This window comes from Halomonas korlensis (assembly GCF_900116705.1).
GTDB lineage: Bacteria > Pseudomonadota > Gammaproteobacteria > Pseudomonadales > Halomonadaceae > Halomonas > Halomonas korlensis.
Genome location: NZ_FPBP01000003.1, coordinates 183362 through 202136, shown reverse-complemented (window position 1 = coordinate 202136; position 18775 = coordinate 183362). Strand labels below are relative to the sequence as shown.

The following is an 18775-nucleotide window of genomic DNA, read 5'->3' as shown; positions in this document are numbered from 1 at the left end:
ATGACGCCCGACGCTACCGTGCGATATGATGCCGCAAGCAGCCACAAGTCGCGACCCCGATTAGCGTCCCGTGTTCACCGTGGGGTCGCCCCCATCACGAGGCACTTCCCATGACCCATTCCGCGACTCCCGCGCCGCGCCCCGTCGCCCTGATCATTCTCGACGGCTACGGCCACAACCCGGATGCCGAGCACAATGCCGTGCTGGCTGCCCGCACGCCGATCATGGACGGGCTCTGGCAGTCGCACCCGCACAGTCTGATCCACACCGACGGCCGCCACGTCGGCCTGCCGGACGGCCAGATGGGCAACTCGGAAGTGGGCCACATGAACCTGGGCGCCGGACGCATCGTCTACCAGGACTTTACCCGCATTACCAAGGCCATCGAGGATGGCGATCTGGATACCATCGAGGCCCTGACCCGGCCCATCGATGCCGCCGTGGCCGCGGGCAAGGCGGTGCATCTGCTCGGCCTGCTGTCGCCGGGCGGCGTGCACAGCCATGAGGATCACGTGCTGGCCATGGCCGAGCTGGCCGCTCGCCGCGGCGCGCGGCGCCTCTATGTGCACGCCTTCCTAGACGGACGCGACATGCCGCCCAGGAGCGCCATGAGCTCGCTGGAGCGCACCAATGCGCGCCTGGCCGAGCTGGTCGGCGCCGAGAACGGTTTCGTCGCCTCGATCATCGGCCGTTACTTCGCCATGGACCGCGACAACCGCTGGGATCGTGTCGAGAAGGCCTATCGCCTGATTACCGAAGGCATCGGCGAGTTCGAGGCGTCCAGTGCCGAAATCGGGCTGCGCGACGCCTACGCGCGCCACGAGAACGATGAGTTCGTCACCGCCACCAGCCTGCGCCCCAATGGCGCCCCGGTCACCATGGAGGACGGCGACGCCGCAATCTTCATGAACTTCCGCGCCGACCGCGCCCGCGAGCTGACCCGCGCCCTGGTCGATGAAGACTTCGACGGCTTCGAGCGCCGGGTTCGCCCGACGCTCGCCGCCGATGGCCTGGTCACGCTGACCCAGTACGCGGACAACATTCCCGCCCCTGCGGCCTTTCCACCGACCGCGCTGCACAATACCCTCGGCGAGGTCATGGAGCAGCGCGGCCTGACCCAGCTGCGCATCGCCGAGACCGAGAAGTACCCTCACGTCACCTTCTTCTTTTCCGGTGGCCGTGAAGCCGAGTACGTCGGTGAGACGCGTATCCTGGTGCCATCGCCCCGTGACGTGAAGACCTACGACGAGAAGCCGGAGATGAGCGCCGTCGAAGTCACCGACAGGCTGGTCGAGGCTATCGATTCGGGCACCTTCGACCTGATCGTCTGCAATTACGCCAATGGCGACATGGTCGGGCATACCGGCGACTTCGACGCCGCGGTCAAGGCCATCGAGACCGTCGATACCTGTCTCGGCCGGGTGGTGGAAGCCCTGCAGCGTGCCGGTGGCGCCTGCCTGGTCACCGCCGACCACGGCAACGCCGAACAGATGGTCAACCCCGAGACCGGCGCGCCGCAGACGGCCCACACCACCTTCGAGGTGCCGCTGATTTATGTCGGCACCCGCGCGGCATCGCTTCGCGATGATGGCCGCCTGTGCGACCTGGCGCCGACCTTGCTGGCGATGATGGGCCAGCCGGTTCCCGAGGACATGACCGGCCAGGTGCTGATCGACTTCTCCTGATGCTGCGCGCCGAAAACCAAGGGGTGGTTGGGCACATCGCCAGGCTTGTCGTGCTGCTGCTCGGCATCGGCCTGGGCTATTCCACGCTAGCCCAGCTCATGCTAGCTCAGCCCACGCTAGTCCAGACCGCAGCGGCCCAGACGGGCTCGCCGCCCGACGAGGCGGCTGCCCGGCAGCGCCTGGACGCCATCGGCGAGGATATCCAGGCGCTGAACCAGCGCCTGTCCTCGACCCAGCTGGCCCGCAACGAGGCCGACGAGGCGCTGCGCGACGTGGAAATCTCGCTGGCCAAGACCCACCGGCGCCTGGACGCCATGCAGGCCGAGCGTCGCGGGCTCACCGTCGAGATCGAGTCCCTCCAGGCCAGGCGCGACGATCTCGAGGCCGAACGCACCGAGCAGGTCGCGGCACTCGAAGGCTTGCTGAAGGCGCTGTATCGCCTCGGCCCGACCCCGCAGCTCAAGCTGCTGCTCAACCAGGACGACCCCGCTCGGCTGGACCGCCTGCAGCGCTACCTCAACGCGCTGGCCGACGCCCGTCACCAGCGCCTCGACCAACTGAAGCAACTGGACGCTGCGTTGGCCGACAATCGCCGCCGCCTCCAGACCCAGGGCGAGCGACTCGATGCCCTCGCCGCCGAACTGGCCGAGCGTAGTGCCGAGCTGGCCGAACGCATGGCCGAGCGCAGGACGCTGCTGGCCGAACTCGACGGTCGCTATGCCACCGAGCAGGCCCGCATGGAAGATCTTAACCAGGACCGCGCCCATGCCGAGCGGGTGCTGCGCCAGGTACAGGAAGAGCTGGCACGCCTGGAACGCCCCCCGCCATCCACCGCCATCGAGCAAACCCGCGGCGAGCTGCCCTGGCCAGTACAGGGCTCGCTTGCATCGCGTTTTCAGAATGGTGACGGGGTGCATCGCAACGGCATGCTGATCCTGGCTGCGGAAGGTACGCCGGTCCGGGCGGTGCATGCCGGCCGGGTGGTCTTCAGCGACTGGATGCGCGGCTTCGGCAACCTGTTGATCATCGATCACGGCGACCAAGTAATGACCCTTCATGCCCACCTGCAGCATTTCGGCGTGCAGGCCGGCCAATCCGTCTCGCGCGGTGACACCCTCGGAAGTGTCGGTGTCAGCGGCGGCCAGGAGCGCCCGGGGTTGTACTTCGAGGTCCGCCGCAATGGCGACCCCATCGACCCGCAATCCTGGATCGCCAGCCGCTAGCGCTATTCCCTTGTCGCCCGGGGCCGGGCTATGCTGGGCAACCCTATTGCTGGTACTGCGGAGTTTGCATGTCTTCACGTCCCGCCGGTCCTACCCTTGCGCGACGGCGCCCGACACGACGGCGCCAAACGCGACGTGGGTTGGCGATGCTTATCGCCGTTGTGCTGCTGGCCCTGCCGCTGGCTGTCATTGCCCAGCAGAATGAGGTTCAGCAAGACAGGGCTCAGCAGGACGGGGCCCAGCAGGATGCGCTTCCCGTAGAAGACATCCAGACCTTCGCCGAGGTGTTCGAGCGCATCAAGCGTGCCTATGTCGAAGAGGTCGACGACAGCACCCTGCTGCGCAACGCCATGCGCGGCATGCTCAGCGAGCTCGATCCGCATTCCGCCTATCTCGACAAGGACGAGTTCGAGAGCCTGCGCGAGACGACCCAGGGCGAGTTCGGCGGCGTGGGCATCGAGGTCGGCCTGCAGGACGGCCAGCTCACGGTGATCACGCCCATCGACGACACTCCGGCGTCGCGGGCCGGCCTGCAAGCCCGGGATGCTATCCTGCGCATCGACGACACGCCCACCGACCGGCTGTCCCTGCAAGAAGCCGTCAACCTGATGCGCGGTGAGCCCGGCAGCGAGATCCGGCTGACCATCCTCAGCCAGGGCGCCGACGCGCCGCGCGAGGTCACGCTGACCCGCGAGGTCATCCGCACCGAGAGCGTCAAGAGCGAGCTGCTGGAACCCGGCTTCGGCTACCTGCGCGTCAGCCAGTTCCAGAACCGCACCGGCGAACAGGTCGGTGATGCCATCACCGCTATGCAGCGTGATGGGCCACTCGAAGGCCTGGTGCTGGACCTGCGCAACAATCCCGGCGGCGTGCTGCAGGCGGCGGTGGACGTCGCCGACGTGTTCCTCGATGAAGGCCTGATCGTCTACACCGAGGGGCGCCTGAACGGTGCCGGCATGCGCTTCTCGGCCAACCCCACCACCATCGCCGCCGATGTCCCGCTGGTAGTGTTGATCAATGGCGGCAGTGCCTCAGCGGCGGAGATCGTCGCCGGCGCCCTGCAGGACCAGCGCCGCGGCGTGGTGATGGGCACCGGCAGCTTCGGCAAGGGGTCGGTGCAGCAGGTCATGCCGCTGGGCAATGGCGAGGGGCTCAAGCTGACCACGGCCCTGTACTTCACCCCCAATGGGCGTTCGATCCAGGCCCAGGGCATCGAGCCCGACGTGGAAGTGGTGCGTGGACGGGTCGAAGTCGCCGAAACCAGTCGCCTGGAAGTGCGTGAAGCGGACCTGCAGGGTCATCTTGAGAACCGCAACGGCCCGCGCCAGCGCAGCGAGCTGAGTGAGCGTCTGCGCGAGGATTATCAGCTCGGCGAAGCGCTAAACCTACTCAAGGCGCTTAATGTTCTCAGCCAGCGCGATCGCTGAGCTCAGCGACACGAGACCGGCAGCCGGCCGCGATGGCCAAGCGCCTGCTGCATCAGCAGTCGCTTGACCGGCACCAGGCGATCGACACCGGACAGGCCAAGATTGCGCGCCAAGCTGATGGCCGGGTGGCGAGCGCCGAACAGCCGCTGGAAGGCGTCCATCAGCGCCAGCATGGCGGCGTTGTCGCCGCGCCGGCGGCGCGCATACTGTGCCAGCACGCGCGCATCCCCCAGCGGTACACCTCGGGAGTGCGCTCGGACCAATTCCTCCGCCAACACGGCGGCATCCATCAAGCCCAGATTCACCCCTTGACCGGCGAGAGGGTGAATGCTGTGCGCCGCATCACCCACCAACGCCAGCCCCGACATCGAGTAACACTCGGCGTGGCGCTGGGTCAGGGGCACCGTTACGGCACGGTCGATCACGTTTACCTCGCCCAGTCGATGCTCCAGGGCGGCGCCCATCTCGGCCCCGAGCGCCTCGGGCGACAGGGCTGCCAAGCGTTCGGCCTCCTGCGGCGAGGTTGACCAGACGATCGAGCAGTGATGCTCGGCATTGTCGATGAGCAGCGGCAGGAAGGCGAGCGGCCCGGTTGGCAAGAATACCTGACGCGCCACAGCGCCATGGAGGCGCTGTGTGCGGACCGTGGTCACCAGCGCCGAATGGCCGGTCTCGCGACTCTGCACGCCGATGCCCGCCAGATCGCGCAACGGTGAGCGAGCACCATCGGCGGCGACCACCAGCGGCGCAGCCAGTCGCTCGCCAGCCGCGAGTCGCACGACTCGCTCATCATTCTCCCCTTCCAGCGCCGTGACCCTCGCATCGAAGCGCAGGTGAACCGACGGCAGACTGGCGAGGCGTGCCTCGAGGCCGGCGAGTATCACATCGTTTTCGACAATATGCCCGAGCACCGAGACCCGGGCCTGGTCGGCGGAGAAGTTCACCTCACCGCTGCCCTCACCGTCCCATACCTGCATGAACCGATAAGGGCTGACGCGACGCGCCTGCATCCAGGGCCAGGCACCGATGCCCTCCAGCAGCCGTTGCGATACCGGCGTCAACGCGCTGACACGAAGGCCAGGCTTGCCCGCGCCGACCGTCTCGGTGTCGAGGGGAGCGCTTCGCGCATCCAGCAATGCCACCTCGATCCCCGCCTCGCCCAGCAGACAGGCCAGACAAGCGCCCACCATGCCACCGCCGACGATAATCACCTCGAAGGTGTCCGGACTCCGCGCGGGCTGCTGCATCTCGTGCTACCTCTTGGTGTTGGGCATGCTTGACGTTAGGGATTCATGGACGGGCTCGGTCGCTAACCAGCGTCTAATAGGGTCTAACGTTCCAGCCCCATGGCTCGCCTGGCCAGGGTGCGTCTCATCGGCCCGGCCAGGTTGAGCCCCACCAGCCCCGCCGCGCGCGCATGGGAGAGCAGCGGGCTGTCGATCCCGAACAGCCGGATCAAGCCATCGCTGAAACGGATCACATTATGCCGATCGGCGCTGCGCCGGGCATCGAAGTCGTTCAACACCGCCAGGCTGCCGACGTCCTCGCCCTGCGACAGGCCAGCGTCGAGCGCGGCGACGAGGTCCATGACCCCGCGCAGGGCCAGGTTGAAGCCCTGCCCGGCCACCGGGTGCAACGAATGCGCCGCGTTACCCAGCACGGCAAGCCCCGGACGTATCGTTTCCCGCGCGGTGACCAGCGACAAGGGGTAGGCATGGCGCTTGCCGATCCGACGGAAGCGCCCTGCTCGATCGCCGAAGGCCCGCTGCAATTCAATCAGCAGATCGCCGTCGCTCAGCGACAGGCGATGCGTCTCGCGACCGGCCTCGTGGGTCCATACCAGTTCCATCGCCTGGCCCTGCAGCGGTAGCAGCGCAATCGGTCCTTCCGGCGTAAAACGTTCCCAAGCCGTGCCGTGATGGGGCTCACTGGTCTCCACGCTGGCGATGACCGCCACTTGGTCGTAGGGCTTCTCATGGCTGTCGATGCCGAGGCGCTCCTTGAGGCCCGAACGCCCCCCGTCGGCCAGCACCGTCAAGCCGGCCCGCAAGTGCTCACCGGTGGAGAGCTGCAGCCGATACCCCTCTGCCACGGGGGCAATCTCTTCGACCGCGGCGGGGCAATGCCAGCCCAAGGGCAGCGTCTGCAGGCGGCGATGCAATACCCGACCCATCCAGGCATTAGGGATGACATACCCCAGCGCGTCGACGTCCAGGTCGTCGTGGCGCAGTCGTGTGGCACCGAAACGTCCCTGCTCGCTGACGTGGATCTGGCGAATCGGTGTCGCCTGGTCGCGCATGTCCGACCACACACCCATCCTGGCGAAGTGGATCGCCGACCCCTGGGCGATGGCGCTGGCCCGGGCGTCGAAGCTGGGCTGCCAGGGCGTTTTAGCCCGTTGCTGCAGCGGCGCGGGTTCGATGATCGCGACCGTCAGCCCCAGCCGCTCGATCAAGGACGCCAGGGCGCAGCCCAGACTGGCGCCCACCAGCCCGCCGCCGACGATGGCGATATCCACATGTGTTTCCGCCGTCTCGCGCATCCCGGCTCCCGATAGTTTCATAATGTACTTTACGTAATGAAATGCGAGGCTCTTTTGGGATTGATCACTTCCTGACCATCAGGGCCTCAATATCAGCCACCTGCTTGGGCACGGAGGCAGTGAGGACCTCGTGTCCCGCCTCGGTCACTGCGACATCGTCTTCTATACGAATGCCGATCCCGCGAAAGGCCTCGGGAATATCATCGTCAGCGGGAATGTAGAGCCCCGGCTCGACGGTGAGCACCATGCCGGGACGAAGCGGCAGCGGCTCGCCATCGTGACGATAGGGCCCGACATCATGTACATCGAGCCCCAGCCAATGCGACGTCGAGTGCAGGTAGAAGCGCCGGTAGCTGTCGTCATCGATGCGCGCCTGCACCTCTCCCTCGAGCAGCCCCAGAGTGATCAGCCCTTCGACGAGGCCGCGCACGACGCCGTCGTGGACCTCGAGTAGGGTGACTCCGGGGCGAATGGCGTCAACGGCCTGCATCTGCACGCCCAGCACCACGTCATAGAGCGCGCGCTGCGCGGCACTGAAACGCCCATTGACCGGGAAGGTGCGGGTGATGTCGCCGGCATACAGATCGAACTCGGCGCCGGCATCGATCAACACCAGATCGCCGTCGCGAAGGACATCGCGGTTCTCGATGTAGTGCAGCACACAGGCATTGCGGCCGCCACCGACGATGCTGGCGTAGGCCGGGCCGCTGCCGCCCTGCCAGACGAACTCGTGTTCGAGTTCCGCCTGCAGCTGATACTCGACAAGACCCGGCCGGGAGACGCGCATGGCACGCCGGTGCGCCTGAGCGGAGATCGCCGCGGCATGGCGCATCAGCGCAAGCTCCGCTTCGCTCTTGATCTGGCGACGTTCGTGAAGGCGCGATGCCAGGTCGGCGAAGGCCTCGGGGGCCCGGGCACCGCGTCGTGCCCGAGCCGCCAGGCGCTGGCGCACCCCTTCGGCCAGCGCCATTGCCTCGCTGTTCGCCAGCGGCAGGTAGAGCGTGGTGCGCCCGTCGAGCAGCGCCTCGAGGCGCTCGTCACGCTCGGCGTTCTCGAAGGCCTGGTCGAGCCCGTGCTCGCGAACGACGCCGTCGGCACCCAGACGAATACCGGTCCAGGCCTCCAGCGCTGGGTCGCGGTCCTGACAGAACAATACGCTCTCGCCTTCCGCACGCCCCGGCAACAGCATCAGCAGGGCGTCCGGCTCGGGAAAGCCGGTCAGGTAGTGCAGATCGCTGTCCTGGCGGAAGGCAAACTCGCTGTCGCGCGAACGTGTGACCATCGACGCCCCGGGCAGCAACACCGCACTATCGGCGGGTAGCGAGGCCATCAGGGCCTCGCGGCGTTCGCGGTATTCCATATTGCTGATGGGGGCGGGACGGGGCAGACTCTCGGGCAGCATCGCAGCTCCTCGATGATGGTGGATGGCTTGACGATCTCAGTGGTGGGTCGGGTCATCGGCCTTTTCGACCTGGGGCATGCCGGGATGTTGCTCGGTGTAGAGCAACATGGCCGCCATCCGGGCATGCTCGGCCAGTGCGAACAGGTCGTTCTCGTTCTCGGGGCTGTCGTCGATGTCGGTATCCATCGCGGCCACTTCCTCCAGGTCGGTCAGGGCCTCGCGCAGGGCGCTCGACCAGGCGTCGCGGGGCGTGTCTCCGGCGTCGCTGACAACCTCGAGAAAGCCCAGCGCCCACTCCTTGAGCCCCTGCGCCCGCTCGCCCAGCGTGAAAAGCTCGTCTGGCCACAGCGGCTCGAAATCGAGCTCGACCGCGGCGAGCGCGTCGAGCGTCTGTCGGCGCCAGGCCAGGAACCGCTCGGCGGCTTGTTCGTCGCGCGGTTGCTCCACGCCCAGGGTCAAGCAGACTTCCTGCAACCAGGACTCGACAGAAATATCATGCAGCGCCAGCGCGGCGCACAGCCGCCCATCGAGAAAGGCCGGGGACTGCATGCTGCCATGCAGCAGGAACAGGTCGGCGACGGTGGAAAAATCGAGGCGTTCATTGATCAGTGACATGGAAAAATCCGTGATGAGGCCACACATGCCAAGCGCCTTGATGGTATCCTTCGGCGGCAGCGCGAGCGCGTTGACCGGCCGAGAAAGGCTCTCTTATAGTGGCGTTCGAATCGCTTACACCCATTGATGTTAACGCATCGGGACGCCGGGACGCGCGGCAATCGCCCCGACCGGACCGAACCGGAGCCCGTCATGAACGACGCCACGCGGCCGACTACCGAAATCACCCTGCTCGGACATAGCTATATCATCGCCTGTCCTCCCGATGAGCAGGACAAGCTCGAGCGCTCGGCTCGCTACCTGGACCGTGCCATGCAGGGCATTCATGCCCGCGGCAAGGTGCTCGGGGCCGAGCGAATCGCCATCATGGCAGCGCTCAATATCACCAATGACTACCTCGAGGCCCTGGAAGCGCAACGCAGCGACGAGCAGCAGCTGAGCCAGCTCAGCAAGCGCCTTGAGCAGGCCCTGGTCGATACCCCGCAACGTTGAAGCCGGTATTCATTGCTTTGGCCTCCCCTCACGCTCTGTTAGGATAAAGGGGTTCCCTGGGGTGTTTGCCAGTCGTTATCGTCCCTCGAGCCTATGCGCAGTACCCAGGGGGCCAAATGCTAGCCGGACCCGTGTGCATGTCCGTGCGTCGGAAAGCCTGACGGTTCGGCTGCGGCCACCCACCTTGAACCAATGGGTTCAAGGGCCAGAACGACAGCGGCACTCTGGGGAACCTCATCCGACATGCCTATCATGAAGGAAACCGCCGCTCCCCTGTCTTGCGACAGGACCCGCCATGACCTGCGTCGCGAGTTGCGTCGTCGGCGTCATGCGCTTACCCGCGAACAACGCCGTCAGGCTACCGAAAGGCTCTGCAGGCATCTGCGTCAGCTTCCGGAAGTTCGTCGTGCCCGCCGTGTAGCCCTCTACCTGCCCAACGATGGCGAGATCGACCCGACCCCGCTGATCGGCTGGTTTCGGCGCCGACATGCCCGTGTCTACCTGCCGGTGCTGCGTCCGCTCTCCCACAATGCGCTGTGGTTTGTCCACTATCATGCCGATACGCCGATGGTCACCAATCGCTTCGGCATCGCCGAGCCCGAGACACGCCACGGCGCCCATCGCGCACGGCGTCTTCCCGCCTGGGCGCTGGACCTAATTCTGCTGCCGCTGGTGGGGTTCGATGACCACGGACAGCGCATCGGCATGGGCGGCGGCTTCTATGACCGCACGCTGGCATTTACCCGCCGCCCGGGGCCTCGCCCACGGTTGATCGGCCTGGCGCATGACGGCCAGCGGGTCGAGCGGCTGCCGGTAGCGCCTTGGGACGTTCCCCTGGACGCCATCGTCAGCGACAGACGCGTCGTCCGCCCCTAAAAACCATCGTATATAGGCCACAAACGCCGACGGCCGATGGGTGACATCGGCCGTCGGTAGCGTCTCGTGACACTCGCCAAGGGGCACAGGGTGCGGAAATTTACTTGGCTACCCCGAGGTCAGCTGCCCACCAATGTCTGGGCATAGCCGGTCGCCACCACGCCGATGCCGAACAGCAACATCAGTGTCATGATCAGGTCGGGCTTGCGCTTCATTGTCGACTCCATGGGAGGCATGACCGCAGCGGTCGGTGGAATACCTGAAGGTTGACGGGCCATCATCAATATGGCGTCCAATTCGTGGGGAACTATAGGGCCAACGGTAATCTCGTGACAACCGTTACTCATTAAGTATTACATTTTAAAACAATACTTAATGCGGCAGTTCGCCGGTAAGTGACTGCTCACCTCACGCCATGAACAGGTGGTAGGCAGCATTATCACTCTCCTTCCAAAAGCGATAGCCGATCTTCTCGAAGTGCTCCTCGACGTGTAAGCGATCGCCGTTGGGCACCTGCATTCCCACCAGCACCCGGCCATAAGCCGCGCCGTGGTTGCGATAATGAAACAGGGATATGTTCCAGTTCTGCGGCAGGTGGGTAAGAAAGTTCATCAGCGCGCCGGGGCGCTCGGGAAACTCGAAGCGATACACCTCCTCCTCGAAATGCTCCTTCGGTCGACCGCCGCCCAGATGACGAATATGCAGCTTCGCCAGCTCATTATCGGTCAGGTCTTCCACCGGATAGCCCGCATCGCACAGCTTGTCGATCACACCTTGGCGGTCCTCCCCCCCTGGCTTGACCTGCACGCCGACGAAGATATGCGCATTCTCGGGGTCCGCATAGCGATAGTTGAATTCGGTGACCATACGCTTGCCGATGGTCTTGCAGAACTTCTTGAAGCTACCGGGCTTCTCGGGAATGGTGACGGCGAGGATCGCCTCGCGCTGTTCACCAAGCTCGGTACGCTCGGCAATATGCTGCAGGCGGTCGAAATTGGTATTGGCGCCCGAATTGATACAGATCAGGGTCTCGCCCTCGACGCCGGTCTGCTGGACGTATTTCTTGAGGCCGGCCAGAGAAAGGGCACCGGAGGTCTCGGCGACCGCCCGGGTGTCCTCGAAGATGTCCTTCACCGCCGCACACATCTCATCGGTGGTGACGGTGATGACGTCATCGACCAGATCACGCATGATCGCGAAAGGCGCCTCACCGACCTGTGCCACGGCGACGCCCTCGGCGAAGACGCCCACCTGGTCCAGCACCACCCGCTCGCCTGCCGCCAGTGCCGCCTTGAGACAGGCGCTGTCCTCGGCTTCCACGCCGATCACCTTGATTTCCGGTCGCAGGTACTTGATATAGGCGGCCATGCCGGCGATCAGGCCCCCACCGCCCACCGGGATGAATACGGCATGGATCGGGCCGCTGTGCTGGCGCAGGATTTCGACAGCGATGGTGCCTTGGCCGGCGATCACGTCGACATCGTCGAACGGCGGCACATAGGTATAGCCATGCTCCGCGATCAGCTCCTGAGCGTGCGCCGCCGCCTCGGCAAAGGCGTCGCCTTTTAGCACCACCCTGGCGCCGCGAGCGCGCACCGCCTGGACCTTGATCTCGGGGGTGATGCGCGGCATCACGATCACCGCCTTGACGCCCATCAGCTTGGCCGCCATGGCGAGCCCCTGGGCATGGTTGCCCGCCGAGGCGGCGATCACACCCTTGGCCTTCTGCTCCTCGCTGAGCTGCGCCATCTTGTTGTAGGCGCCGCGAATCTTGAAGGAGTAGACCGGCTGAAGGTCTTCGCGCTTGATCAGAATCTGGTTATCGAAGCGTCGCGAGAGAAAGGGTGCCGGCGATATCGGCGTTTCCACGGCGGCCTCGTAGACCCGGGCCTGGAGAATCTTCTTGACGGTAGCTTCTAGCATCCTGATGTCCCAGAGGAATGGCGCGAAAGACGACCTGCAGTGCTGCAGTGCAGAGAACCCCTATTGGTAGCATTACCGTTGCCATGGCGTCCAGCGCACCGATATCGGCAGCAGCGCTTTGCTGACTTATAATGACCCGCCAACGAGCGACCCCCCTATTCTCACCGGAGCCAGACGCATGACCCAGGACGAACTGAAGGACGCCGTGGCCGCCGCCGCCATCGATGAAATCCGCCCCCTGCTGGCCAGAAACTGCGTGCTCGGGATCGGCACCGGCTCCACGGCCGATCGTTTCATCGACCGCCTCGCCCCCTTGCGCGATGATTTCCAGGGCGCGGTGGCCAGCTCAGAGGCCAGCGCCGAGCGCCTGCGCCGCCACGGCATCGAAGTGTTCGAGCTTAACAGCATCGGCACCGTCCCGGTGTACATCGACGGCGCAGACGAAGTGAATGCTCACTTGCAGATGATCAAGGGCGGCGGCGCGGCCCTCACGCGCGAGAAGGTTGTCGCCGCCTGCGCCGAGCGCTTCGTGTGCATCGCCGACGACTCGAAGAAGGTCGAGCGCCTTGGTGAATTCCCCCTGCCCGTGGAGGTGATCCCAATGGCGCGCTCCTATGTGGCCCGCGAGCTGGTCAGGCTCGGCGCCGAGCCGGTCTACCGCCAGGGCGTAGTCACCGATAACGGCAACGAGATCATCGACTGCTACGAATTCATGATCGATGACCCCGTGGCCATGGAAGCGCGGATCAACGCTATTGTCGGCGTGGTCACCAACGGCCTCTTCGCCGCCCGCGGCGCCGACGTGCTGCTGCTCGGCACCGCGGACGGCGTGCAGCGTCTCCTGCCTGCCTGACAGCAACCCGCTTGAAAGCGCTGGGGAGGCTCAGGCAGGCGGCAGAAGACGCGCCAGGCCTGCCAGGGTGCGGTCGAGTGCCCCGCGATTGGCAGTGACGACGCCGTGCCCGGCCGCGGCCAGGCGGTGGCGTTCGCCGGCATCGGCGAAGAGCCGCCGCAGGGCAGCGACGAGCTCATCGGCATCGGCCACTTCCACCAGCCCCCCCGCCTCGCGCATGACCTCGGCGATGTCGGCGAAATTGTCCAGCGCCGGACCACTGAGCACCGGCACGCCCAGCGCCGCGGGCTCCAACAGGTTATGACCGCCGATCGGCACCAGGCTGCCGCCGACGAAGGCCAGGTCGGCAGCCCCATAGAGCGACAGCAGCTCGCCCATGGTATCGCCCAGGTAGACGGCCATGTCAGACGTCGGCCACTCGCCTCGCGAGCGTCTTGCCAGGCTCATGCCCTGTCGAACGCAGAGCGTCGCGACGGCGTCGAAGCGTCGCGGGTGACGCGGCACCAGGATCAGCAAAGCATTCGGCACGGTCTCAAGTAGCCGGCCATGGGCGGCCAGCAATTGCTCCTCCTCGCCTTCGTGGGTCGACCCGGCGACCCAGACGGGCCGATTTCCCAGCCGAGTACGCAAGTGCTCACTTACCAGCTGATCCGCGTCATTAATCGACAACGCGAACTTCAACGACCCCACCACCTCGATCTTGTCAGGCGACATCCCCAACGTCTGGAAGCGCTCGGCGTCGTCAGGGGATTTGGCCGCCAGCCAATCCACCTGGCCCAGGGCCTCCTCCATCAAGGGCGCCAAGCGACGATAGCTCAGATAGGCCCGCGGCGAGAGGCGTCCGTTGACCACCGCCACCGGAATATCGCCCCGCGCGCAAGCCGCCAGCAGGTTGGGCCAGAGTTCGGTCTCGAAGAAAAGCGCAAGCGCCGGGCGCAAGCGAGACACGAAACGCCTCGTCGCGGCGGGAAAATCCAGCGGCACGAAGTGATGGCTCACTTCGCCCGAAACGCCTTGCTCACGAAGCCCTTTCGCCAGCGCCCTCACCCGTTCGGCGCCGGTAGCGGTCATGGTGGTGACGACGAGACGATAACTCGGGTAGCACGCCAGCAGGGCCTCGATCAACGGTCGGGCGGCCTGCACCTCGCCGACCGACGCACAATGCAGCCAGATAACGCGCTCCCCATCACCGGACGGTGGAATGTAGCCTAGCCGCTCCCGGCGCGGGCTTGCCGGGAGGTGCTCACGCCAGACGCGCCAGACGATCAGCGGTGCAAGCAGCCGAAGCGCGACCCCATAGAGGCGGCGGGCCCAGGGGCGGCGCTTGCGGGCGGTGGTTGGGCGGAACATCAGCGCTCGCGGTCGAGAATCGTGGAGATCATCGCCGTGGTGGAAACACCATCCTCGAAGCCGAGCACCCGCACCTCGCCTCCCGCCCTGCGCACGGCCTCGCCGCCGGCGATCTCCTCGGGGCGATAATCGCCGCCCTTGACCAGTATATCCGGCAGCACCGCCTCGATCAGACGCTCGGGGGTGTCCTCGGCGAAGGGCACGACCCAGTCCACTGCGCCAAGACCGGCCAGTACCTGCATGCGCCGCATCAACGGGTTGATCGGGCGCCGGGGGCCCTTGAGGCGGGCGATGGAGGCATCGTCGTTGACCGCCACGATCAAGCGGTCGCCGAGCTGGCGAGCGTGCTCTAGGTAGGCCACATGGCCGGCGTGCAGGATGTCGAAGCAGCCATTAGTCATGACGACGCGCTCGCCACGCGCCTGCGCGGCCCGCACGGCCTCGATGAGCGGCGCCTCCTCGATAAGGCCGAACTCGGCCAGCTTGTCGCCGTGCAGGGCGGTATAGAGTTCGGCAATCGAGAGCGTCGCGGTGCCGGGCTTGGCGACCACCAGGCCGGCCGCCAGGTTGGCCAGGGTCATCGCTTCGGGGAAGCCATGGCCCGCCGCCAGGGCCAGCCCGAGCACGCCGATCACGGTGTCGCCGGCGCCGGTGACATCGAACACCTCGCGAGCGCGGGTCGGCAGATGCAGCGGCTCGTGCCCTTCGCGAATCAGCGTCATGCCCTTCTCGCTGCGGGTGATCAGCAGCGCCTCGAGTTCGAGCTCGGTACGCAGCATTTCCCCCTTGGCGGCGAGTTCGGCGTCGTCGCGGCAAGGGCCCATCACCGTCTCGAACTCCGTCAGGTTAGGGGTGATCACGCTGGCCCCGCGATAGCGCCGAAAATCGCTACCCTTGGGGTCCACCAGCACGCGCTTGCCGCTGCGACGGACCAGCTGAATCAGTTCCTCGACCCGGTTGAGTGTGCCCTTGCCGTAGTCGGAAAGAATCACCAGATCGCAGTCGGGCAAGGCGCGTTCGACCCGCGCCAGCAGCCCGGCGGTATCGACATCGCCGAGCCCTTCCTCGAAGTCCAGGCGAATCAGCTGCTGGTTGCGGCTCATCACCCTCAGCTTGGTGATGGTGGGAATGCCGGGGCTGCGCTCGAAGTGAGTGCTCACTCCGGCGCTTTCCAGACGACTGTCGAGGCGCACGGCGTTGTCGTCATTGCCGACCAGCCCGGCCAATGCGGCATGCGCGCCCAGCGAGGCGATATTGAGGGCCACGTTGGCGGCCCCACCCGGGCGGTCCTCGCATTCGTCGACGCGGACCACCGGGACCGGCGCTTCCGGCGAGATGCGCGAGGTGCCGCCGTGCCAGTAGCGATCGAGCATCACGTCACCCACCACCAGCAGGCGCGAGTGTTCCAGGGCAGTGAGATCAAGCTTCATCGGCGCGGGACTCCGTATCCTGTGGGACTGGCGATTGCACAAGCAGGGCATCGAGGCGTTCGATCACGTCCTCGGCCCGAATCAGCGACATGGCATCGGGATGGCGAACCCGCTGGCCCCAGCTCAGCTCCTCGGGCGCCTTGTGCATATAAGTACGCACGGCCTCGGGATAGCGATCGACCGCGAACGCTCGCCAGAGATAGGGGCCCGCCCGGTCGACGTTCGAGGTGGCGTAAAGGCCCAGGGCCGGGGTGCCGAGCGCGTTGGCCATGTGTACGGGACCAGTATCGGGCGCCACTAACAGACGCGCGCGCTGTATCAGCGCCAAGAGCCCCTTGAGCGAGGTGCCACCGATGGCATCGATCACCGTATCGGGGCGGCACAGCGCCTGAATACGCTCACCAAGCTCGCGCTCCTGGGTACTGCTGCCGCCCGTCAGCACCGTCTTGAGGCCGTGATGCACCCAGGCATGCTCGATCACCGATGCGTAGCCCTCGGCAGACCAGTTGCGAAAATTGCGCAGCCGCATGCTGCTGCACGGGTTGATCACCAGGTAGGGGGCCTCGCCGCTCAACGCTCGAGCTTCATCGAAGGCCACGGCCGGGATCGGCAGCTGCCAGTCCAGCGACAGGTCCTCGACCCCGAGCAGGCGTGCGAAGTCCAGGAAGGACTCCAGCACGTGCGCCCGGGGATGAGGGGCGAGGTGGCGATGGGTGAACCAGTGCTGGGCGTCCTTGGCGCGGGCCTTGTCGTAGCCGACCCTGACATCCGCCTTGAGCCCCAGCGACAGCAGGCTTGCCCGCAGTGACTGCTGCATATGCAGAAGGACATCGAAGCGGGTGTCGGCCAACTCCTGCCACAGGGCGCGCATGCCGGCTAACCCTGTGCTCTTGTCGTAGACGACGAACTCGACCCCGGAAAGGCCGGCCAGTAGACTATGCTCGCCCTTGCCGATGATCCAGGTAAGGCGCGCCTCGGGCCAGTGGCGCTGCAGGGCGCGAACCGTCGGCACCAGGTTACACACATCACCCAGGGCGGAGAGTCGCAGTACACCGATGTGCCGGGGTCGAGCAGGCAGAGGATGCTTCATGCACTTGGCAACATGTCGAACGAATAGATCGTTCATTCTATATGAAGCGGACGCTTTATGTGACGCCTCGGCGATACCCCCTACTGATCCGCGGCTCTTCGACCCCGCCCATTGGCGGCACAACGGCCGAGTCATCGGCGAGGCCCCGGGGCGGGGCGCCAGCCTCTTCCTGGATGCGGGCAAGGCACAGTGGGTGTTGCGCCCTTATCGACGTGGCGGCTTGATCTCTCGAATCAGCGAGCGCCGCTACCTATGGACTGGCCTGGAGCGCACCCGTGCCTTTCGCGAGATGCGCCTGACCGCCGAGCTGCACGAGATTGGCCTGCCCGTGCCGCGCCCGCTGGCCGCCAGCGTCGCCCGACACGGCCTGACCTATGAGGCCGCGCTGATCACCGTCAGGATTACCGGCGCACGAGCCCTGGCCGAGCTGCTGGTCTCCAGGGAAGCTGACGACGCACTCCTGGAGCGTGTCGGGGCCACCGTGCGCCGCTTTCATGACGCGGGCCTCGACCATGTCGACCTCAACGCCCGCAACCTGCTGGTCGACCCTCGGGGCAAGGTCTGGCTGATTGATCTGGACCGCTGCCGGCGGCGACGGCCGGGCAAATGGCAGGCGGCCAACCTCGAGCGTTTACTGCGCTCGCTCGGCAAGTTCGATGCCCTCGAAGCAATGCTCGCCATTCGGCGGGGATACGGCGCCGCCTGACGTCGGCAACGACGGGTTAAGCTTGATACGCTCGGCGCAATGCCTCGACATGCGCCGTCAGCGTGAAATGTTGTTGAACCCGCTTCCGGGCAGCGGCGCCGAGCCTCTCGCGTAGCGCCGCGTCGGCGGCAAGCTCGGCCATGGCCGTTGCCCAGGCGTCGGCGTCTCCCGGCGGCGCCAGGCGTCCCGTCTCGGCATCGATCAGCTCGGGGATGGCCCCGCTGGCGGCACCGATGACCGGCTTCGCGGCAGCCATAGCCTCGATCACAGTGAGCCCGAAGGCCTCGTTACGCGACGGCACACAGACGATATCCAGCGCCTCGAACACCCGCGGCAAGTCTCCCCGAAAGCCGGTGAAGGTGATCCGGGCGTCCAGTCCCAACGCTGATACTCGTTTATGCAGCTGGGCTACGTAGGCTTCGTCGCTGCCCTCGTCGGCATGCAGGCCACCGATCAGCACCCCGTGCCAGGCCAGGTTGGGCAAATGCGTATGTAGCGACTTCAAGGCCTCGATCCACACGGTCTGGCCCTTGCCGGCGGTCAAGCGTCCCGGCAGGCCGATGGCCACCGCGCCGGAGGGAATGTGCAGGATGTCGCGTAGCGCCTGGCGCGCCGGTGTCGTCAGGCATGAGGCATAGGGCGCCGGGTCGATCCCCAGGTAGAGGCGCTGGATGCGCTCGGCCGGCAGCGGAAACGCCGCGAGGTTGCGCTGTCGAGTCGCGTCGCTGATCGAAAAGAGTGTGGTCACGCGACCGTAGACCCAACGGTGGTAGAAATCCTTCTTGGGGCGTGTGACGCCCATATGATCGGTAAAGAATAGCCTTAGCCCCGGCATAAGGGTCACCAGCAAGGCCCCCAGACGCAAGTCACTGGATTTGTGGCAGTGCAACACACCAATCCTCTGCGTCCGAAGGTAGCCCAGCAGCCTCGGTACGGCGAGCAGGGCACGAGCCTTCGATGCTACGGTCACCGGCGTCACGCCCACGTCGATCAGGCTGGCGGCGACGCGCGAGCCGGCCAAGGCCAGGCCGTGTACCTCGTCCCCCTGACGCGTCAGCTCGGGTATAATCCGCGCAGGATACATTTCCAATCCGCCCCAGCCGTGGGAGAGGCAGATGTGCATGACCTTGTGCGACAAGGTTGGCTCCTTTCAGGTCGCGG

General features: G+C 65.9%; 16 protein-coding genes and 1 other RNA gene. 8 read left to right on the top strand and 9 right to left on the bottom strand.

The features are described 5' to 3' along the window. Window positions 1-110: 110 nt before the first annotated feature. From gpmI to BM341_RS05670, 3 genes are all read left to right on the top strand, one after another. Window positions 111-1685, top strand: coding sequence for a 2,3-bisphosphoglycerate-independent phosphoglycerate mutase (gene gpmI, locus BM341_RS05680; RefSeq protein ID WP_089793812.1), 1575 nt, complete (start codon window positions 111-113; stop codon window positions 1683-1685). A 98-nt stretch (window positions 1686-1783) separates the two neighbouring features. Further along, window positions 1784-2908, top strand: a complete 1125-nt coding sequence (locus BM341_RS05675) for a murein hydrolase activator EnvC family protein (protein ID WP_425431978.1) — start codon at window positions 1784-1786, stop codon at window positions 2906-2908. Window positions 2909-3054: 146 nt separating this feature from the next. After that, complete coding sequence (locus BM341_RS05670) at window positions 3055-4335, top strand: S41 family peptidase (RefSeq protein ID WP_217646176.1); 1281 nt, start codon at window positions 3055-3057, stop codon at window positions 4333-4335. Window positions 4336-4337: 2 nt separating this feature from the next. On the opposite strand, the gene BM341_RS05665 is transcribed toward BM341_RS05670, so the two are convergent. From BM341_RS05665 to BM341_RS05650, 4 genes are all read right to left on the bottom strand, one after another. Continuing rightward, window positions 4338-5582, bottom strand: a complete 1245-nt coding sequence (locus tag BM341_RS05665) for a UbiH/UbiF/VisC/COQ6 family ubiquinone biosynthesis hydroxylase (RefSeq protein ID WP_089793807.1) — start codon at window positions 5580-5582, stop codon at window positions 4338-4340. Between the two features lie 83 nt (window positions 5583-5665). Then, a complete protein-coding gene (gene ubiH / locus BM341_RS05660; protein WP_245784177.1) occupies window positions 5666-6898 on the bottom strand; it encodes a 2-octaprenyl-6-methoxyphenyl hydroxylase in 1233 nt (410 codons plus the stop codon). Between the two features lie 43 nt (window positions 6899-6941). Next, window positions 6942-8279 carry a Xaa-Pro aminopeptidase gene (gene pepP, locus BM341_RS05655; protein ID WP_089793803.1) on the bottom strand — a complete coding sequence of 446 codons (1338 nt, stop codon included), beginning with the start codon at window positions 8277-8279 and terminating at the stop codon, window positions 6942-6944. A gap of 36 nt (window positions 8280-8315) precedes the next feature. Next, window positions 8316-8894: a UPF0149 family protein gene (locus tag BM341_RS05650; RefSeq protein ID WP_089794190.1), complete on the bottom strand. Its 579-nt coding sequence runs from the start codon at window positions 8892-8894 to the stop codon at window positions 8316-8318. 192 nt (window positions 8895-9086) lie between these two features. Here BM341_RS05650 and BM341_RS05645 point away from each other — a divergent pair, with 192 nt between their 5' ends. The 3 genes from BM341_RS05645 to BM341_RS05635 all read left to right on the top strand — a co-directional run bounded on the left by BM341_RS05645 (window position 9087) and on the right by BM341_RS05635 (window position 10262). After that, a complete protein-coding gene (locus BM341_RS05645) occupies window positions 9087-9386 on the top strand; it encodes a cell division protein ZapA (protein WP_089793801.1) in 300 nt (99 codons plus the stop codon). Between the two features lie 50 nt (window positions 9387-9436). Then, window positions 9437-9621: non-coding RNA, 6S RNA (ssrS, locus tag BM341_RS05640), on the top strand. A gap of 8 nt (window positions 9622-9629) precedes the next feature. Continuing rightward, window positions 9630-10262, top strand: coding sequence for a 5-formyltetrahydrofolate cyclo-ligase (locus BM341_RS05635; protein ID WP_089793799.1), 633 nt, complete (start codon window positions 9630-9632; stop codon window positions 10260-10262). Between the two features lie 408 nt (window positions 10263-10670). Here BM341_RS05635 and ilvA read toward each other — a convergent pair whose 3' ends face one another. After that, complete coding sequence (gene ilvA, locus BM341_RS05630; RefSeq protein WP_089793797.1) at window positions 10671-12185, bottom strand: threonine ammonia-lyase, biosynthetic; 1515 nt, start codon at window positions 12183-12185, stop codon at window positions 10671-10673. A gap of 178 nt (window positions 12186-12363) precedes the next feature. Between ilvA and rpiA the strand changes: the two genes are divergently transcribed. Beyond that, entirely contained in the window at window positions 12364-13038 is a 675-nt protein-coding gene (rpiA, locus tag BM341_RS05625; RefSeq protein WP_089793795.1) for a ribose-5-phosphate isomerase RpiA, read from the top strand. A gap of 30 nt (window positions 13039-13068) precedes the next feature. Here the strand turns inward: rpiA and waaA are convergent, their stop codons facing one another. The 3 genes from waaA to BM341_RS05610 are packed head-to-tail and all read right to left on the bottom strand — an operon-like array spanning window position 13069 to window position 16908. Beyond that, on the bottom strand, window positions 13069-14388 hold the full coding sequence (waaA, locus tag BM341_RS05620; RefSeq protein ID WP_089793794.1) for a lipid IV(A) 3-deoxy-D-manno-octulosonic acid transferase: 1320 nt from the start codon (window positions 14386-14388) through the stop codon (window positions 13069-13071). Continuing rightward, a complete protein-coding gene (hldE, locus tag BM341_RS05615) occupies window positions 14388-15818 on the bottom strand; it encodes a bifunctional D-glycero-beta-D-manno-heptose-7-phosphate kinase/D-glycero-beta-D-manno-heptose 1-phosphate adenylyltransferase HldE (protein ID WP_089793792.1) in 1431 nt (476 codons plus the stop codon). Before hldE ends, waaA begins: the two co-directional genes overlap by 1 nt. Next, window positions 15808-16908: a glycosyltransferase family 9 protein gene (locus tag BM341_RS05610; RefSeq protein WP_089793790.1), complete on the bottom strand. Its 1101-nt coding sequence runs from the start codon at window positions 16906-16908 to the stop codon at window positions 15808-15810. The genes hldE and BM341_RS05610 overlap by 11 nt, the downstream gene beginning before the upstream one ends. On the opposite strand from BM341_RS05610, the gene BM341_RS05605 reads away from it, so the two are divergent. Next, entirely contained in the window at window positions 16907-17614 is a 708-nt protein-coding gene (locus BM341_RS05605; protein ID WP_089793788.1) for a 3-deoxy-D-manno-octulosonic acid kinase, read from the top strand. The two genes, BM341_RS05610 and BM341_RS05605, sit on opposite strands and share 2 nt — an antisense overlap. 16 nt (window positions 17615-17630) lie before the next feature. Here BM341_RS05605 and BM341_RS05600 read toward each other — a convergent pair whose 3' ends face one another. After that, window positions 17631-18752, bottom strand: coding sequence for a glycosyltransferase family 4 protein (locus BM341_RS05600; protein ID WP_245784176.1), 1122 nt, complete (start codon window positions 18750-18752; stop codon window positions 17631-17633). Window positions 18753-18775: the final 23 nt, after the last annotated feature.

Excerpts from the sequence above, each read along its gene's own strand:
- BM341_RS05610 (WP_089793790.1), bottom strand. The coding sequence starts at position 16,908 with ATGAAGCATCCTCTGCCTGCTCGACCCCGGCACATCGGTGTACTGCGA.
- BM341_RS05670 (WP_217646176.1), top strand. The coding sequence starts at position 3,055 with ATGCTTATCGCCGTTGTGCTGCTGGCCCTGCCGCTGGCTGTCATTGCC.
- gpmI (WP_089793812.1), top strand. The coding sequence starts at position 111 with ATGACCCATTCCGCGACTCCCGCGCCGCGCCCCGTCGCCCTGATCATT.
- hldE (WP_089793792.1), bottom strand. The coding sequence starts at position 15,818 with ATGAAGCTTGATCTCACTGCCCTGGAACACTCGCGCCTGCTGGTGGTG.
- BM341_RS05635 (WP_089793799.1), top strand. The coding sequence starts at position 9,630 with ATGCCTATCATGAAGGAAACCGCCGCTCCCCTGTCTTGCGACAGGACC.
- pepP (WP_089793803.1), bottom strand. The coding sequence starts at position 8,279 with ATGCTGCCCGAGAGTCTGCCCCGTCCCGCCCCCATCAGCAATATGGAA.
- ubiH (WP_245784177.1), bottom strand. The coding sequence starts at position 6,898 with ATGAAACTATCGGGAGCCGGGATGCGCGAGACGGCGGAAACACATGTG.
- BM341_RS05665 (WP_089793807.1), bottom strand. The coding sequence starts at position 5,582 with ATGCAGCAGCCCGCGCGGAGTCCGGACACCTTCGAGGTGATTATCGTC.
- BM341_RS05650 (WP_089794190.1), bottom strand. The coding sequence starts at position 8,894 with ATGTCACTGATCAATGAACGCCTCGATTTTTCCACCGTCGCCGACCTG.
- BM341_RS05675 (WP_425431978.1), top strand. The coding sequence starts at position 1,784 with ATGCTAGCTCAGCCCACGCTAGTCCAGACCGCAGCGGCCCAGACGGGC.
- BM341_RS05605 (WP_089793788.1), top strand. The coding sequence starts at position 16,907 with ATGCACTTGGCAACATGTCGAACGAATAGATCGTTCATTCTATATGAA.
- BM341_RS05645 (WP_089793801.1), top strand. The coding sequence starts at position 9,087 with ATGAACGACGCCACGCGGCCGACTACCGAAATCACCCTGCTCGGACAT.
- rpiA (WP_089793795.1), top strand. The coding sequence starts at position 12,364 with ATGACCCAGGACGAACTGAAGGACGCCGTGGCCGCCGCCGCCATCGAT.
- ilvA (WP_089793797.1), bottom strand. The coding sequence starts at position 12,185 with ATGCTAGAAGCTACCGTCAAGAAGATTCTCCAGGCCCGGGTCTACGAG.
- waaA (WP_089793794.1), bottom strand. The coding sequence starts at position 14,388 with ATGTTCCGCCCAACCACCGCCCGCAAGCGCCGCCCCTGGGCCCGCCGC.